Annotated in this window: 10 protein-coding genes; 7 read left to right on the top strand and 3 right to left on the bottom strand. The window is 59.0% G+C overall.

Going from position 1 to position 13,130, the window contains the following annotated elements; translation table 11 throughout:
- Nucleotides 1-89: 89 nt before the first annotated feature.
- Complete coding sequence (hemL, locus tag ACYQ2I_RS09185) at nt 90-1,397, top strand: glutamate-1-semialdehyde 2,1-aminomutase (protein ID WP_460166713.1); 1,308 nt, start codon at nt 90-92, stop codon at nt 1,395-1,397.
- Nucleotides 1,398-1,443: 46 nt separating this feature from the next.
- On the opposite strand, the gene tsaB is transcribed toward hemL, so the two are convergent.
- Nucleotides 1,444-2,133, bottom strand: coding sequence for a tRNA (adenosine(37)-N6)-threonylcarbamoyltransferase complex dimerization subunit type 1 TsaB (gene tsaB / locus ACYQ2I_RS09180; protein ID WP_460166712.1), 690 nt, complete (start codon nt 2,131-2,133; stop codon nt 1,444-1,446).
- Between the two features lie 281 nt (nt 2,134-2,414).
- Here tsaB and ACYQ2I_RS09175 point away from each other — a divergent pair, with 281 nt between their 5' ends.
- The 4 genes from ACYQ2I_RS09175 (at nt 2,415) to rbsK (ending at nt 8,517) form a co-directional block, all read left to right on the top strand.
- Nucleotides 2,415-3,170: a metallophosphoesterase family protein gene (locus tag ACYQ2I_RS09175; RefSeq protein WP_460166711.1), complete on the top strand. Its 756-nt coding sequence runs from the start codon at nt 2,415-2,417 to the stop codon at nt 3,168-3,170.
- 319 nt (nt 3,171-3,489) lie between these two features.
- Entirely contained in the window at nt 3,490-6,045 is a 2,556-nt protein-coding gene (locus tag ACYQ2I_RS09170) for a YidC/Oxa1 family insertase periplasmic-domain containing protein (protein ID WP_460166710.1), read from the top strand.
- A 53-nt stretch (nt 6,046-6,098) separates the two neighbouring features.
- A complete protein-coding gene (locus ACYQ2I_RS09165) occupies nt 6,099-7,472 on the top strand; it encodes a tRNA modification GTPase (RefSeq protein WP_460166709.1) in 1,374 nt (457 codons plus the stop codon).
- A gap of 130 nt (nt 7,473-7,602) precedes the next feature.
- On the top strand, nt 7,603-8,517 hold the full coding sequence (rbsK, locus tag ACYQ2I_RS09160) for a ribokinase (protein ID WP_460166708.1): 915 nt from the start codon (nt 7,603-7,605) through the stop codon (nt 8,515-8,517).
- A 122-nt stretch (nt 8,518-8,639) separates the two neighbouring features.
- Here the strand turns inward: rbsK and ACYQ2I_RS09155 are convergent, their stop codons facing one another.
- Together ACYQ2I_RS09155 and ACYQ2I_RS09150 are read right to left on the bottom strand one after the other, a co-directional pair.
- Nucleotides 8,640-9,239, bottom strand: a complete 600-nt coding sequence (locus ACYQ2I_RS09155) for a hypothetical protein (protein WP_460166707.1) — start codon at nt 9,237-9,239, stop codon at nt 8,640-8,642.
- A 105-nt stretch (nt 9,240-9,344) separates the two neighbouring features.
- The gene (locus ACYQ2I_RS09150; protein WP_460166706.1) at nt 9,345-10,742 is read right to left on the bottom strand and encodes an OprO/OprP family phosphate-selective porin; all 1,398 of its coding nucleotides are present in this window, start codon (nt 10,740-10,742) and stop codon (nt 9,345-9,347) included.
- A gap of 467 nt (nt 10,743-11,209) precedes the next feature.
- On the opposite strand from ACYQ2I_RS09150, the gene phoU reads away from it, so the two are divergent.
- Nucleotides 11,210-11,887, top strand: a complete 678-nt coding sequence (phoU, locus tag ACYQ2I_RS09145; RefSeq protein WP_460166705.1) for a phosphate signaling complex protein PhoU — start codon at nt 11,210-11,212, stop codon at nt 11,885-11,887.
- Nucleotides 11,888-11,967: 80 nt separating this feature from the next.
- Complete coding sequence (locus ACYQ2I_RS09140; protein ID WP_460166704.1) at nt 11,968-13,110, top strand: ABC transporter ATP-binding protein; 1,143 nt, start codon at nt 11,968-11,970, stop codon at nt 13,108-13,110.
- Nucleotides 13,111-13,130 lie beyond the last annotated feature (20 nt).

The following is a 13,130-nucleotide window of genomic DNA, read 5'->3' as shown; positions in this document are numbered from 1 at the left end:
CAATCCCCCTGTACCGGCAATCCGAGAAGAGAGTCGAGTTCTTGTCGGCCGAAACGCGGTAGTTTTCGAAGGAAAGGAGCCCTCCGCCGATGCACGCGACGTCGGATCGATATCGTCGTAGTCGAGAAGTGTTTCGCCGTGCTTGTGAATTGATGCCCGGTGGAGTGAACAGCCCGGCGAGGGCATTCGGAGCCGTCGGCGGCGACCCCGTGGTGATCGCCTCCGCCCAGGGGGCCTACCTGACGGACGTCGACGGGAATCGTTACATCGACTACGTCGCCTCGTGGGGCCCCATGATCCTCGGCCACAATCACCCGCTGATCGTCGACGCCCTGCGCGACGCCCTGACACGCGGCACCAGCTACGGAGCCCCTACCGAAGCCGAAAATACGCTGGCTGAACTGGTCATCGAGGCCGTCCCTTCGATCGAAAAAGTACGACTCGTGAATTCCGGGACCGAGGCCACGATGAGCGCCGTCCGCCTGGCCCGCGGTTACACCAGTCGGGACGTGATCGTGAAATTCGCAGGCTGCTACCACGGACACGTCGACAGCCTGTTGGTAGCCGCGGGAAGTTCTGCGGCAACGCTCGGCGTCCCCAATTCGCCCGGCGTCACGACAGGAACGGCGAAAGATACGATCGTGCTGCCGTACAACGATCCGAGCGCTGTCGAAGATTGCTTCCGGCGGATGGGCGACCGAATTGCCGCGGTGATCGTCGAACCGGTCGCCGGCAACATGGGGTGTGTCCCAGGAACGCGAGAATTCTTGACGACCCTGCGCAATGTCACGCACGACTCGGGTGCCGTTCTTATTTTCGACGAAGTGATGAGCGGATTTCGTGTCGCCTACGGGGGCGCCCAGCAACTATTCGGCATCACTCCCGATTTGACCACACTTGGAAAAATCATCGGTGGGGGGCTGCCCGTCGGTGCCTACGGCGGCCGGAAGGAAATCATGGATCACGTACTACCCGCGGGGAAAGTCTTCCAGGCCGGCACCCTTAGTGGAAACCCCTTGGCCGTGGCGGCCGGTACCGCAGCGTTGCGCGCCTTGCGAGACGAGAATCCCTACCCAAGACTGGACGAAACCGCACAACGGCTGGCCGACGGGTTCACTCAAGCACTCGCAAAAACCAACACTCCGGGGTTCGTATCGCGCTGCGGCTCGATGTTGACCTTGTTCTTTTCCGCCGCGCCCGTCACCGATTGGCAAAGTGCCTCGGCGAGCAATACAAAACGTTTCGCGCGTTTCTTTCACGCAATGCTCGATCGCGGCATTTACCTGCCGTGCAGCCAGTTCGAGGCCATGTTCGTTTCCACCTGTCACGGCGAGGAAGAGATAAGTCGAACCTTGGCTGCGGCCGAGGAGTCTTTGACGATCGCCGCCGCAGAATGACACCTTCGGAACCAAGCTTGGCTCCGTTGGACGCTTGCGCCGTCACTCACGAAGAATCGCCCATCCTCTTTTCTTCCGCAGCGCTGGGACGATGATAAAGCGGCGCGAGTGTCCACAGGGAATCGACATCCCCGGCGGCAAACCGGGGGACGGCGAGACGCCCTACCCCGACCGCCGAGGGACGGGCAGCCTCCGCTGGAAGCCAGTTCAATCCCCGAGTGTCACGTTTTTGAAAGCGTTCGGCGCTTGGGCAAGCGATTGTTTCGTCGTTTGCAAGCGAAACCAAAACGTGGGAGAAAGGAGTCAAAGGAATGTCCTCGACAGCATCCCACTGCTCGGCTTGAGTGTTCCAGCGGTAACGACGCCCGACGACATCACCACGTTGGGCATCCACCAGCACACACAGTCCCGCCTTTTGGGGACCAATTGTGGCAGCCAACCCGTCCCGCGAATCGATCCCCACCACCTGGGCACCGGCGGCATAGGCAAACGCCTTCGCCAGAACGATCCCAATTCGTACACCGGTAAACGATCCGGGACCGATTCCTACCGCGATTCCCGCAACATCATCGGGCTTCCATCCCGCTTCACGAAGCAACGCTTCCAATTCGGTCGCGAAAGCAGCGGTCGTTTTTTTCTCCGGCGGCAGCGGACGGTGAGCAATACACGCTCCTCCGTGGAACGCCGCCAAATCCCCCAATTTATGGGATGTTTCGACCGCGAGAATGCGCACCACCGCTCTCCTTCCGATATTTGGAAAGTTGGAAAGACTGACGTGCCAGTTTGCCTTGCGCCGTCGTTTGCTGAGCATGCGCCCGGCGCAACTTGACCGTTGAAATTCACAAGCATAAACTATCAAAGAACTTACTGCAATCAGACGCAAATCGCTCCTTCGCGATCACCGGCCCGCTGTCATGTGGCACGCACCCCGACAGGGGGTAGGGCACGGCCGGGTTCTTTGAGACTGAAGGAGTGTTTTTTCTGTTTTGACAACCCCCAGCGACGGTACCGTCATATATGGTCAAGCGAGCAATCATTAGCGACATCCACGCCAATCTCGAAGCGCTTACGGCGGTATTCAACGACATTCGAGAACAAGGCGTCGAGGAGGTCTATTGTTTAGGCGATATCGTCGGCTACGGGCCGAACCCGGGCGAATGCATCGACATGGTCATGAAATGTAAGGTCTGCCTGTTGGGCAATCACGACCAAGGTGCGCTGTTCGACCCGGAAGGTTTCAATCAGGCAGCAGAACGGGCGATTTTTTGGACTCGCGAACGGCTCGAAAATCCGACGGACGGCTCCGCTACGGCCTTCCGACGGTGGGATTTCCTGGGGGAGTTGCCTCGCATTCACCGTGAAGGTCCCGATATCTACGTTCACGGTTCCCCACGCAACCCGCTCAACGAATACGTTTTTCCGGAGCACATCTACGAACAAACCAAGATGGATAAGTTGTTTTCCCTGATCGAGCGATGTTCGTTCCAGGGACACACGCATGTACCCGGCATTTTCACCGAGGATCGCCAATTCATCAGCCCGGACGAGGTCGATTACCGGTTCGACATCACCGACAACGGAAAACTGATGATCAACGTCGGCTCAGTCGGTCAGCCGCGGGACGAAGACCCCCGCGCATGCTATGTCATCTACGATGGAAAGACGGTCGAGTTCCGTCGCGTGGAATACGACTTTCAAGAAACCGCCCGAAAAATCTACGCCACTCCCGAATTGGACAACTATCTGGGGGACCGTCTCCGCCTGGGCCAGTAGTCCCGGATCAAACGTGCTCCTGCGCGTCTTCTCTCCGAGAATCAGCGTCGGAACCCCGGTCGGCATTGCATGTTACGCCGAATCTCGGAAAATGGGGGGATTGTTGCAATCGGCGCAACGCTCTCAGGGATCACTCCTTGGTGTGGTAGATTTGCCCAGGAGGCATTTCCGGCATCGGCGGCACGCCGAACGGCGCAACAAGTCGGGTATCGGAGGCCGATTATGCTTCGGCATTCAGATGCCCTCTAATTATTGGTAACTGGATCCCATTTTCTGCGGCCGGCGGTCGCAGTTCGCAACTCGATTCGACGATACGACCATGCGAAATTTGATGGAAGACGACCGGTCCACCTTCGGACCGCGATATTTCACGTTTTTGGGCATCATGATGGCCTTGATGCTCATCTACCCGTACATCCTGGCGCAATTTTTCCCGCCCAAGGAACAACCACAAACCGTCGCCACCGAAACGGAAACGACTGAACCGGGTGATCAGCCGGATGCGGTTGCCGGCGACAGCACCGACGCATCGTCAGGGGAAACGGGCGAACCGCCGGAGGTATCCGATAGTCCCGACGCGGCAGAATCCGGCGAGTCGCAGCCTTCTCCCGAACTTCCGCCTGCTCCCGAGGCGATAATCACGCTCGGCTCCCTCGAAACGAACGGGCCGTATCGAATGCTCGTGACACTCACCAGCCGGGGGGCGGCTGTGGAACGGGTCGAGTTTTCGAGCCGAAAATATCTCGATTTGGAAGACCGAAGCGGCTACCTGGGAGAATTGGGAGACGACGATGATGTCCGCAGCAACGGATTCCGGGTGCGCGTAGTCGGCCCCGGCACCCCTGCGGCCGATGCGGGATTGCGACCGGGTGATGTGATCGTCTCGGTCGACAACCAGAAAGTGGTGGGGCGATCGTCCCTCGACGCAATCCTACGGAAAACGATCCCCGGCCAAGAGGTTACCATCCGTTACCGACGAGACGGTAAGGAATTGGAGACGACGGCCGTTCTTCGCCGCCGACCGCTCTCGGTCATTCGTCCCGAGGGCAACGACCCGTTGTCGTTCCTGACCACCCTTGCCGAGATCGACGACCAAAACCTTCTAAAGTTACAGCAATCGATCCGGGAGGCTGCGCAAAAGAACTCCGAGCCAAATGCAGATATTCCCGCCGACATTACGCTCCCTCAGCCGGACCTGGACGTCGAACTTGCCGGTGTCGATCTGCGCCATGCGAATTGGTATTTGCTCAGCGGTGACGCCGATCCCGACGATCCTTCGACCTGGCCGACTTCTTCTCCGGCAATGCCCCCCGAACCGCGTGACGAAGCTGTGTTTGCCGCCTACTTTCCCAAGGCGAAGCTCGTCATGCTTAAGCGATACCGGTTGGCGTCGGTGGCGGTCGAAGATCGCGACGACGGGGATCACGGCGACTATCACCTGACGCTTGATATCGAAATTCACAATCTCGACAGCCGCAAGCACACCGTGGCCTATCAGCTCGACGGTCCGACGGGCCTGCCCACGGAAGGTTATTGGTACGCCCGCAAAATGAGCAACAGTTGGGGAGCCGTCGGTTTGCGCGACATAGCATTCAAGCTCGGCGATTCGACGCCGCAACTGCTCTCGTGTCACAAGATCGCCAAGAACGATTGGGGTGTTCCCTGGAAAGACGACGTCGATCATCTCACTGCGATCGGAGTCGACGCGCAATACTTCTCGGCGATTTTGTTGCCGCAAAAGAAAACGCCGGAAGACGTATGGTTTACGGAGGCCCAACCTTTACAGGTGGGACCGGCGAACAAGAAGCTGCTCCACCTCACGGACACTTCCTGCCGTTTGACGAGCATTTCCAAAGAGCTTGCCCCCGGGGAGACGTTTGCGCACAGCTACCGGGTGTTCATCGGTCCCAAACGAGAGGACCTGCTTGCGGCATACGACTTGAACGGTCTGGTTCAGTACGGCTGGTTCTGGTTTGTCGCCCAACCGATGAGCCGGCTGTTGCACTTCTTCCACGATTACTTTGTGTTCAACTACGGACTGGCCATCATTCTGCTGACCGTGCTCGTCCGCGGCTGTATGTTCCCGATCAGCCGCAAGCAAACTCTCAACATGATCAAACAACGGGAATTACAACCTGAAATCAAACGGATTCAAGAAACGTACAAAGACATGGAGGAGCGCAACCGGGCCATGCAGGAGTTGTGGCGCAAGCACAACTTCAATCCCTTTTCCGGTTGTCTGGTGATGTTCATTCAAATCCCGATTTTCTTCGGGCTTTACAAGGCGTTGGCCATCGACGTCGAGCTTCGCCAATCTCCGTTGTTCTCTGAAGCGATTCGGTGGTGTTCGAATCTGGCCGCCCCCGACATGTTGTTCAATTGGAGCTTCCTCTGGCCCGACTGGTTCAACCAAGGCCAAGGATTGTTCGGTTTGGGACCGTATTTCAACCTGTTGCCGATCGTCACGATCGCCTTCTTCCTGTGGCAACAAAAGGTCATGATGCCGCCGCCGGCCGATGAACAGGCCCAGATGCAACAGCGGATGATGACCTTCATGATGATTTTCATGGGCATCTTGTTCTACAAAGTGGCTTCGGGACTTTGCTTGTACTTTATCGCCTCAAGTGCCTGGGGCATGGCGGAACGGAAACTGCTCCCCAAAGCCCCCGACAAGACAAGCGAGAAAAAACCGGCAACTTCGCCGGTCGAATCCGCGGGCAAACGATCGGGAACGAAGGCCCCGCGAGCCAAGGTCGACGGCAAATCCAATCCGACCGTTCAAAAGATCGCGAAATGGCTCGACGAGATCGCCTCGCCGCAAGGTCGACAGGACACCTCGAAACCACAGCGCAAGAAAAAGCACCGCAAGCGCTGATTTTCGCGAATCTCCCACCCAGCCGGTTGTGATGATTTCCGTCGATCCCTTCCATGACCTACACGGTTGACGACACGATCGCGGCCATCTCTTCGGCTCGGGGCAGCGCCGGGCGCGGTCTGATACGAATCTGCGGGCCGCGGGCGTGGGAAATCGTGCGTCAGTTGTATGCTCAGTCGGACCACAATGCTCGCGCCGACGCTCCCTGCTGCGCCTTGCCGCCTGAACACCCCCGAGTGTGGCCGGCCGTCGACATCGTCGCAGGTGAACTCGGTCCTGTCCCGTGCCACGTGTTCTATTGGCCGCAGGGGCGAAGCTATACCGGTGATCAGACCGTCGAACTTCATACCTGTGGCTCGCCGGTCATCCTCGGATCACTGCTCGAGGCGGTTTTCCGCGCGGGCGCCCGGCCGGCCGAACGAGGCGAGTTTACCTTCCGCGCTTTCCGCGCCGGTCGCATCGACTTACCACAGGCCGAAGCCGTGCTGGGCGTGATCGAAGCCGACACGAAGTCGGAAATGGAAACAGCCCTTCGCCAACTATCGGGCCGGGCGTTCGCACCGCTGTACGCCCTTCGCGATCGACTACTGGACCTGTCCGCCGAACTCGAACTCGGATTCGACTTTGCCGACGAGCACCTACCATTCCTCGACGCGGATCGCCTCCGTCGTTCGCTCGCCGACGGAATCACGATCCTGGACGATCTTGCACGCGCCTTTCGCGACGAAACCCGGACGGACGACACTTTCTTGGTCGTCTTGACCGGTGCTCCCAATGCGGGCAAGAGCAGCCTGTTCAACGCCTTGTCGAAAAATGCTTCGGCAATCGTCGCGAACGTACCGGGTACGACACGTGATTTCCTCGAAACTGAATGCCGCGAAGGCGGGGTCCTCTTTCGATTGATCGACACCGCCGGCCACGACGAAGCCGCAGCCGATTCGATCGCCGAAGCTACCGGACGACAACTTCAACACCTGTTGAAAACGGCCGACCTGATCGTGCGCTGCATCGACGGGTCGGCTCCCGGGCAGGCCGCGCTATCCATTTCTTCGCGCAAGCCGGTCGTGACTATCGTGACGAAGGCCGATCTTCCGGCGGTACCGGTGCTGCCGGAACACGATCTCAAAGTCAGTATTCACCAGCCCGCCAGCCTCGTAAACCTTCGTCGGCTGATCGCCCGCCGTCTGACGGAAAGCGCCGATTCCTCGGCGTTGGTTCCCGCGACGGCGGCACGATGCCGAAAGGCGTTACTGGAAGCTCGGCGTGCCCTCACCGAGGCATTGCGACTGGCCGATGACTCTCCAGCCGAAGAACTCATCGCGGCCGAACTGCGCGTGGCTCTCGATCAACTCGGAGAAATCGTCGGCGCCGTCTACACTGACGAACTCCTCGATCGGATCTTCAGCCGATTCTGCATCGGCAAATAGGTCCCTTTGCGGCACGCCGAGCCGCCGCTCGTTGCGACTCAACGGCCGGCGAAGTACCATTTCGACAACGGTCCGCTCGTTCGTCGCTGTTGCGACATCGCCACGTTGATCCTTGCCTGTGGAGTTTGTCATGCAACCGGTTGTCGTACTCGGATCCGTCAACGTCGATCTGACGGTGCAAGCGCCGCGTCTCCCTTCCCCGGGCGAAACCGTCCTTGGCGGTGCATTTTATCGCAGTTTCGGGGGCAAGGGGGCCAATCAGGCAGTAGCGGCCGCCCGACTCGCCCTTGCACCAGTCGTGTTTCTCGGATGCGTCGGCGATGACGACAACGGCCTTGCCGCTCTCCGAGCACTCCAGCAAGAAAATCTGGATTGTCGCCATGTACGAACGATTCCCGATACCGCCACGGGCGTCGCCGTAATCCTCGTCGACGAGCACGGCGAAAACATGATCGCCGTCGCGTCGGGTGCCAACCTATGTCTCGATATCTCATTTGTCCAGTCGCTTCCTGACGAGGTATTCCCGGCAAACGGCGTCTTCCTGGCTTGCGGTGAGCTTTGCGCCGACGCCGTCGCCGTCGCCTTGGCACGGGCCAAAGCATGCGGCCTGACCACGATCTTCAATCCCGCTCCGACGATTCCCGACTGGGCCGAGCCCGCGCTTCTTAGGAACGTCGATATCCTGACCCCCAACGAGGTCGAAACCCTCCAAATGGCCGCTGCGGCCGGAGTCGAAACGTCCGCACTCGATGAGGCTGTCGACTCGATATTGAGTCGCGGCGTACGGCAGTTGATCGTGACGCGAGGTGCGGATGGGGCCATGTTGCGCGGGCAAGTCGAAGGGACCGTTCCCGCCCCGCACGTCCAAGCGGTTGATACGACCGCTGCCGGGGACGCCTTCAACGGCGCCCTTGCCGTCGCCCTCGCCGAAGGATCGGCGTTGGACGATGCCGTTCGCTTTGCGGTCAAGGCGGCTTCCATTTCCGTTACTCGAAAAGGCGCCCAACCCTCGCTGCCTCGCCGCGCGGAAATTGATTTACGGTAACTGCGCAGAAAAGCGGCCGGTCGAGATTCCGTTATCTCGACCGGCCCGGCTCGGTCACGTTTTGTTGCAGTCGTTGGAGAGAACCTCCTTTTTTCGTCGCGGCAAAGCCACAACGACCGCCATTACAGCGGAGGGAGAGGAGCCAGATTCATGGCTTGATCAGCGGGTTCCGGAGCCTTCGGCAAGGGAGCCGGCTCGGGAGCCGCTTGGGTCGGCGCCTTTTCTTCGACGGGAGCGGCTTCTTCGGCACCGCACGCGCCGCACACATATTCGACGACCGTCTTATAGACGGGCACCTCGATCGTGTACTCTTTCTTCACCAAACGCCGCGTGGTTCGTGCGCGACCGGGCTTCGGCGGAACGATCTTGTCGGGCTTGCAACCGAGCTGACGCAAACCGCCGCACTTCTCGCAGCCGTTGGAGCAGCCGGCCTCGCAGCCGACCTCGCCGCATCCCGGCTCGCCGCATGCCGTGCACGAGGACTTGCACGGATCACCCAGCCGCGGCAGCATCGTGCACATGTCCTCTTCTTCCACGCACCAGCAGTGCTTGGTGATCGTTTTTGTACCACACTCAATACGGCACACTTTCTTCTGGCACGGAGCATTGCGGCCGCATTCGGCACAATGGTTCGGCGCCCCCAGGCAACCGATATCCGCCGAGGCGAACTGGCCCATCGCCAGAGCAATCGCCAAGGCAAGCGACATCCGGACGAACTTCATGGTCAACACCTCCGTTCAAACATTTGCACGCCTTCCAACGTGCAGATTATCGCTTGGGGAAAATCGGCCGGCCCCGCTCGAGGGCCGGCCGCCGGGTCATTCTTCTTAGAAGTCGATCTGAGCACGCATCTCGAAGATGTTCAAGTCGGCATCGGTGCCGTTGCCGGCCGTCCCGACTTGCGAGTGCACGTAGTTGAACATCAGGCGGGTATAGGGGTTCATGTACCAGTTCAAACCGATCGTGTGGTCCGAAGCGGTACCGCCGAGGACGCCGATATCCGCATCGTCCAAATCCAACCACGAATACCGGTACGCGACTTCCCAAGCACCACGACCGGTGGCGGGTTGGCCGTCACAAGTGCATACCCGGAAGAAGTTCTCGAACGGTTTGACCCGATCGAAGTGACCTTCCGTCCGCTTGTACACGCGGTTTTCACCGGTCAGGAAGTAGCTCGCATACACGTACGCACCGTGGAAATCGCCGGTTCCCGCAGCCGTATCGTAGAAGGCCGCGATGTACTCCGCCTGCACCGAGAACGGACCGTACACGAAGGCGATTTCCGGATTGAGTAGTTGAATGTCATCGACGTTCGCGATCGCACCGGTATCGACAACACGGGGTCCGACACCGACTTCCGGGCGTTGTCGGATGCGTTGCGTCGGGTCGTCAACGTCGCGATAGCTGTAACCCAAGCCGACATGCAGCAGCCCTCGGCCGTTCGTTGCGGCGTCGTACCAGGGCAGCCATGTGGCACGCATCGTGAACGCGTAACCGCCGTCGTCATCGGACGCATAGGGCGGGTCGTCCTGCATTGTGCGGAAACCACCCAAAGCAAAGGTCATGCGTTCATTTTCGCTGTGGCGGTAGGCGGCAATACCGATGTTTCGACTCGGCGAGAAGACGGCCGGCAAACCTCGCTCCATGAAGGTGATGAACCGCGAGCTCGTCAGTTCTTCCAAGCTGAACGGTTCCTTGAAGTGACCGATCTTCAGTTGATCGGCAAGCGGCAGCTCCTTGATACTGATGTAAACATCTTTGAACTTGGTGAGCTGCTCGGAATTGGAATCGCGTCCGGCAAAATCCATCTGGATCTTGTAGCCGAACTGGTCGAACCCGTCGCCCTTCAAGAAGATTCGGGCGGTTCGGAAATAGACAGTGTCCTGGGCATCACCGAAGGCAGCGATGCTCGAGGCGCCCTGCCCAAACCACACGGCGTCGGTGTAAATACGCCCGCCGGCGCTGACCGACATCTTACCGGCTGCGCTTTTCTTGGCGGCGGCTTCTTTGTCTTGAATCCCCTTCAAAGCCGCTTCCAAGTCGGCAACCCGCTGAGCCAGATCATCCTCGGCCATGCTTGTCGCCACGGCTTGATTCTGATCGGCAACGATATAAGCCGGATCTCCGACACCGATCAATTGTTGACCTACGGCGTTACCGGCAAGGGTGATCCCCGCTCCGACAACGAACGCGCCTGTTAAGGCCTTCCAAAAACCTCCATGCATCGAGTGACCCCCCTGTATCACGGGAAAACGACGACTGAATTTTCCAAAGCTGTCTCCGTCACCACGAAATCCCTCTGATCAGACGGAGAACGGCTCCCACACGTTAACTGATCGGTTCCTCGACCGCGCGGAGCGCGTACAACATTGAGAAGCCCACAATCCCTTTTCAGTTACCCCATCCACCGCACCCTCTCCATACTGCCACGTCACACCCGACAAGACGACATCACCTGCGCACAACAACACAACACAAAAAGGCGACTTGCCATGAAAGATGTCCCCAGCATGCCATCACGGCGATCCAGTCAAACCAAACAAGATCCGAGCGATTTTCTCACGAAGAACAAACCAAAAAGGACCATGATGATACGACCAGGAACTTCAACCGAGAATTGACCGATGCTTGCAGCCGGCACACAATGCCGATGTGGATTGAGTCCCCCACTTTGGGCCGAAAGGAATCTACGGTGAGTTCACACTTTCATCATGCCGTCGCCGGTCTCAAACAAAGCCTGCTGAGTTTGTGCGGAATCGTCGAAGAGCAAATCGAATCGGCGGTACGTGCCGTCGTCGATCGCGATGCCGCATTGGCAGAGAAGGTGGAATCCAACGACAACCTGATCGATCGGCGGGAAGTTGAAATCGAGGAAGAGTGTCTGAAGATCTTGGCACTCTACCAGCCGGTCGCTGTCGATTTGCGGTTCATCGTGGCGGCATTGAAAATCAACAACGACCTGGAACGCATGGGCGACCTGGCGGTAAACATTGCCCACAAGGCCCGCGCCTTGTGCGAGGTGCCGAATTTCAGCGTCCCGTTCGACCTGGAAGGCATGTGGAGCAAGGTGCGTGCCATGCTCCGTGATGCTCTCGATTGCCTCGTGAACATGAACACGCAACTGGCCCGCGAAGTCTGCCGTCGCGACGACGAAGTCAATGAACTGAAACATTCGATTCGGCGACGCGCTGAACAGATGATGGCAGAAACCCCTGAGTCGGTCGTTCCGCTGTTCAAAGTCGTCGCGATCGCCCGTAACCTGGAACGATTGGCCGATTTGTCGACGAACATTGCCGAAGACGTGATCTACATGGTCGAAGGCCAGATTGCCAGGCACCGCCACGACGCGGATTCCGATTCATCGCCGTAACAACCAAGAGAGCGCATCTTCGCGGGCAAATAGTTATCGCGGCCCTACTCTCGGCTGCGTCCCTTCATCGCCTCACTCCCATGGACATTCATGTTTGCAACGTCACAAAGCACTACGCGTCGCAAGCGGCCGCGCTTGCCGACGTGTCGTTGACCATCCGCCGTGGGAGCTTCTGGACGGTCGTCGGTCCCACCGGTAGCGGGAAGACGACGTTGCTTCGTCTTGTCGCCGGTCTAATCGTGCCCGATGCGGGGTGTGTCCGATTGGATTCACGTCCCGTTTGCGAAATTCCGCCCGTTGAGCGTTCGATCGCGTACCTTCCGCAAGGCGACGGCCTATTACCGCAATGGACCGTCCGCCAAAACCTCGTCAAACCGCTCTACTGGCGACGGGTTCCATCGGACGAAATTCGCACTCGAGTCGCCGAGATCGCGACGGCCTGCAAGGTCGAACAGTATCTCGATCGGTATCCGCACGAACTTTCCGGTGGTCAGCGGCAACGCGTCGGATTGGCCCAGGTGCTGCTCCAACCGGTAAGTTGTCTGCTGCTCGACGAACCGTTCAAGCACTTGGACATCGTACTACGCGATCCGCTTATGGATGTCGTTCGCGATCATCACCGCCGCACGGGCCAAACGATCGTGTGCGTCACCCATGACCGAGAAGCAGCCGGCCGTTTGGGCGAGCACATGGCCGTGTTGCGGGAAGGCCGGGTGGTCCAGGCCGGAACGCGTTCAGAGCTTGCCGCCTCCCCCGCCGACCCGTTCGTGTTCTCAATGATCAGTCCGTTAGGCATCGAATTGTTTCACGGAATGTGGCACAGGACGGATGAGGGCGGTGTGTTCTCGGCCTACGAGGGGCTTATGAGAGTGACGATTCCCAAGCGACATCTCCCTCACGGGCCGACTGCCGACACGTCCGTTATCATGGCCATAGCCCGTCACCACTTGATCTTGTACCCGAAATCGAATGCCCCACCAATGAACGAGGGTGTCTCCTTAGGCACAGGAACCGTCGTCCGCGTCGAGGACGCAAACGGTTTTTTTCACATCGAATTCGCCATCGGTCGCCGTCGTTGTTCGATGTCCCGTGAGACGACTGCCGTACCCGAGTGTATCCGCTGCGTGCACCCGGGCGATCAAGTCGCCGTGGTTGCAACGAGTTTCCGGCTGTTTTCTGCGACCGACATGGTAGCCTGTCCCACCGGCTCTTTGCAGACGTAACACGCTCCGCTCGGCTTCTT

The organism is Thermostilla marina (assembly GCF_054657455.1).
The sequence above is the reverse complement of the archived record's forward strand: the minus strand, read 5'-3'. Positions and strand labels throughout refer to the sequence as shown.

Coding starts and splice junctions, on each gene's coding strand:
- ACYQ2I_RS09170 (WP_460166710.1), top strand. CDS start 3,490: ATGCGAAATTTGATGGAAGACGACCGGTCCACCTTCGGACCGCGATAT.
- ACYQ2I_RS09155 (WP_460166707.1), bottom strand. CDS start 9,239: ATGAAGTTCGTCCGGATGTCGCTTGCCTTGGCGATTGCTCTGGCGATG.
- hemL (WP_460166713.1), top strand. CDS start 90: ATGCACGCGACGTCGGATCGATATCGTCGTAGTCGAGAAGTGTTTCGC.
- ACYQ2I_RS09150 (WP_460166706.1), bottom strand. CDS start 10,742: ATGCATGGAGGTTTTTGGAAGGCCTTAACAGGCGCGTTCGTTGTCGGA.
- ACYQ2I_RS09175 (WP_460166711.1), top strand. CDS start 2,415: ATGGTCAAGCGAGCAATCATTAGCGACATCCACGCCAATCTCGAAGCG.
- ACYQ2I_RS09165 (WP_460166709.1), top strand. CDS start 6,099: ATGACCTACACGGTTGACGACACGATCGCGGCCATCTCTTCGGCTCGG.
- ACYQ2I_RS09140 (WP_460166704.1), top strand. CDS start 11,968: ATGGACATTCATGTTTGCAACGTCACAAAGCACTACGCGTCGCAAGCG.
- rbsK (WP_460166708.1), top strand. CDS start 7,603: ATGCAACCGGTTGTCGTACTCGGATCCGTCAACGTCGATCTGACGGTG.